This is a genomic window from Moorena sp. SIO3I6 (assembly GCF_010672095.1).
On the sequence record NZ_JAAHHU010000696.1, the window covers coordinates 1 to 2,423 of the forward strand.

The following is a 2,423-nucleotide window of genomic DNA, read 5'->3' on the forward strand; positions in this document are numbered from 1 at the left end:
TTTTTTTTTTCAAGCAGAAGCCGGCATACGATCTCTGGAAGCTATGGTTACTGGAGTTCAGACTTGTGCTCTTCCGAACTCAATTCTCAATTCTCAATTCTTAATTCTCAATTCTCAATTTCCGACTCCCGACTCCCGACTCCCGACTCCCGACTCCCGACTCCCGACTCCCGACTCCCGACTCCCGACTCCCGACTCCCGACTCCCGACTCCCTGTTCCCTAACCCAATTAATAACTACTAATTAATCATGATTACATCCAACCGCACAACTGACAACTCTTACGCTGAAGCGACTACCAATGAAGTAATTCAAGAGCAGGAATTATCCCAACCAATTATTCCGCAACAACCTAGCGTTTTTCTGAAACAACCTAGCATTTGGTCGCGGGCTATTCTTTGGGGATTAGTTGGGATAACAACCTTTGGAATTACTTGGGCAAGTGTGGCCAAAATTGAGAAAGTGATTCCAGCACAGGGCAAGTTAGAGCCACAAGGGGATGTTAAGGAAGTTCAAGCATCGATTAGTGGTGTGGTAGCAGAGGTTTTGATTAAGGATGGGGAGCTAGTTAAGCCAGATGATGTTCTGATTCGCTTTGATATGACCTCTGCTCAAGCTCAGTTGGTTTCTCTGGAACAAATTCAGAAATCCTTAATCCAAGAAAATCAGTTTTATCGTGCTCAAATCGGTTCCGATCAAGCTACTCAACCCAATACTCAACCGCTAAACTTGCCAGTAGAAGTTTTGCTTCTTATTAAAAACCGCGCTAACTTAGTGGCAGAAAATCAACTCTATCGAGTGCAAGTGACTGGGGCTGATGGTGGAGCCAACCTGACCTCAGAGCAACAATTTCGTCTACAGATAAACCTAGCAGAATTAAATTCTCGGGTAACGGCCAATAAGCAAGAAATTCAGCAACTAGAAAATCAGCTAGGGCAAACTAAAATCCAATTAGCGAATGCTAGAAATCTGTTGAGTACAGCTAACAATAATTTAGTGACTGCACAGACTAATTTAGCAACTGAACAGGAGATTTTAACTGATTTTGAACCGTTACTTACTGAAGGAGCTGTTCCCAAAATTCAATACCGTAGACAGAAACAAGAGGTCGGTAGAGGGGAAGCTGAAGTGGGTACACGGGAAGCTGAGGTTGGTACACAGCAAGCTGAGGTCAACCAGTTAATTCAGGAACAAGAACGGATTAGAAGTGCGATCGCTCAAGCTCAGGCACAATTGGCCAACACCATTGCGGCTTCTCAAACTGAGCTACAGGATCGGATTGCTGTGAATCAACAACGGATTGCGGATATCGATAGTCAGCTCAGTAAGCAAATTGTCGAAAATGATAAACGGATAGCGGAAATTGATAGTCAAATTAGTCAAATCAAGCAAAATTTGAAGTATCACGAAATCAAAGCTCCTGTAGCTGGCAAAGTTTTTGAGCTAAAGGCTCGCCCAGGCTTTGTGACAACCAGTAGCGAAACTATTCTAGAAATTGTGCCTAATGATGAGCTAATTGCTGAAGTTTATATCACCAATAAAGACCGGGGTTTTGTAAAAGAAGGCATGGAGGTTGATGTCAGAATTGATTCCTTTAATTTTAGTGAGTTTGGTGATATCAAAGGTAAATTAATCTCCATTGGAGCCGATGCTTTAGAGCCCGATCAGATTTATCCTTATTACCGTTTTACTGCCAAAATTGCCCTAAAACAGCAGTTTATCGATATTAAGGGCAACTCAGTTCCCCTAGCATCAGGGATGTCGGTAAGTGTGAATATTAAGGAGAGAAAGCGTCGAGTGATTACTATCTTTACTGGCTTTTTAACCAAGAAGTTGGATAGTTTGAAGGGGACTAAATAGAGGGAGTGGGGAATCGGGAATCGGGAATCGGGAATCGGGAACAGGGAATCGGGAATCGGGAATCGGGAATCGGGAATCGGGAACAGGGAATCGGGAATCGGGAACAGGGAATCGGGAACAGTAATAATAGTTGACTGTTTCACTCTCCCGACTCCTGACTCCCGACTTTCGACTCCCTGTTACCTTCGCTATATTTTTATGAAGTTCAAGTAAAGTCTTTTCAAGAATTGTTACATCAGTAACGCTTAATTCATAGTTTATGAAATAATGCCAGGCATCAGGAGCTCTATTGATTAACATGAAACCTCGGATTGATCAACTTCTGCAAGCAAGTCCTTTTGTTCTGTGTTCTATACTAGCTGCAACTACGGCATTAGGACAAATCACTCCAGATAATACCCTGGATAATGAAAGGTCTGTAGTAACCAATCTCAATATTAACGGGATTGTAATAGATTTAATTGAAGGTGGGGCGATTAGAGAAAGCAATCTCTTCCACAGCTTTTCGGATTTCAATGTGGCCGAGTTTGGACGGGTTTATTTTGCTAATCCAGCAGGAATTG

The 2,423-nt window shown here is 42.7% G+C and carries 3 protein-coding genes and 1 pseudogene; 3 read left to right on the top strand and 1 reads right to left on the bottom strand.

Going from position 1 to position 2,423, the window contains the following annotated elements:
* Together F6K49_RS41505 and F6K49_RS41510 are read left to right on the top strand one after the other, a co-directional pair.
* A partial coding sequence (locus F6K49_RS41505; RefSeq protein ID WP_293107003.1) for a hypothetical protein occupies positions 1-247 on the top strand: 247 nt, incomplete at its 5' end.
* Positions 248-249: 2 nt separating this feature from the next.
* Positions 250-1,860 (top strand): HlyD family efflux transporter periplasmic adaptor subunit, encoded by a 1,611-nt coding sequence (locus F6K49_RS41510; protein WP_293107008.1) that lies wholly within the window; start codon positions 250-252, stop codon positions 1,858-1,860.
* Here the strand turns inward: F6K49_RS41510 and F6K49_RS41515 are convergent.
* Entirely contained in the window at positions 1,822-2,160 is a 339-nt protein-coding gene (locus F6K49_RS41515; RefSeq protein ID WP_293107013.1) for a hypothetical protein, read from the bottom strand. The genes F6K49_RS41510 and F6K49_RS41515 overlap by 39 nt on opposite strands.
* On the opposite strand from F6K49_RS41515, the pseudogene F6K49_RS41520 reads away from it, so the two are divergent.
* Positions 2,159-2,423, top strand: a pseudogene (locus tag F6K49_RS41520) (hypothetical protein); the annotation flags it as partial. The gene F6K49_RS41515 and the pseudogene F6K49_RS41520 overlap by 2 nt on opposite strands.

Bases quoted from the DNA above. Each gene is read 5' to 3' on its own strand.
- F6K49_RS41510 (WP_293107008.1), top strand. From the start codon at position 250: ATGATTACATCCAACCGCACAACTGACAACTCTTACGCTGAAGCGACT.
- F6K49_RS41515 (WP_293107013.1), bottom strand. From the start codon at position 2,160: ATGTTAATCAATAGAGCTCCTGATGCCTGGCATTATTTCATAAACTAT.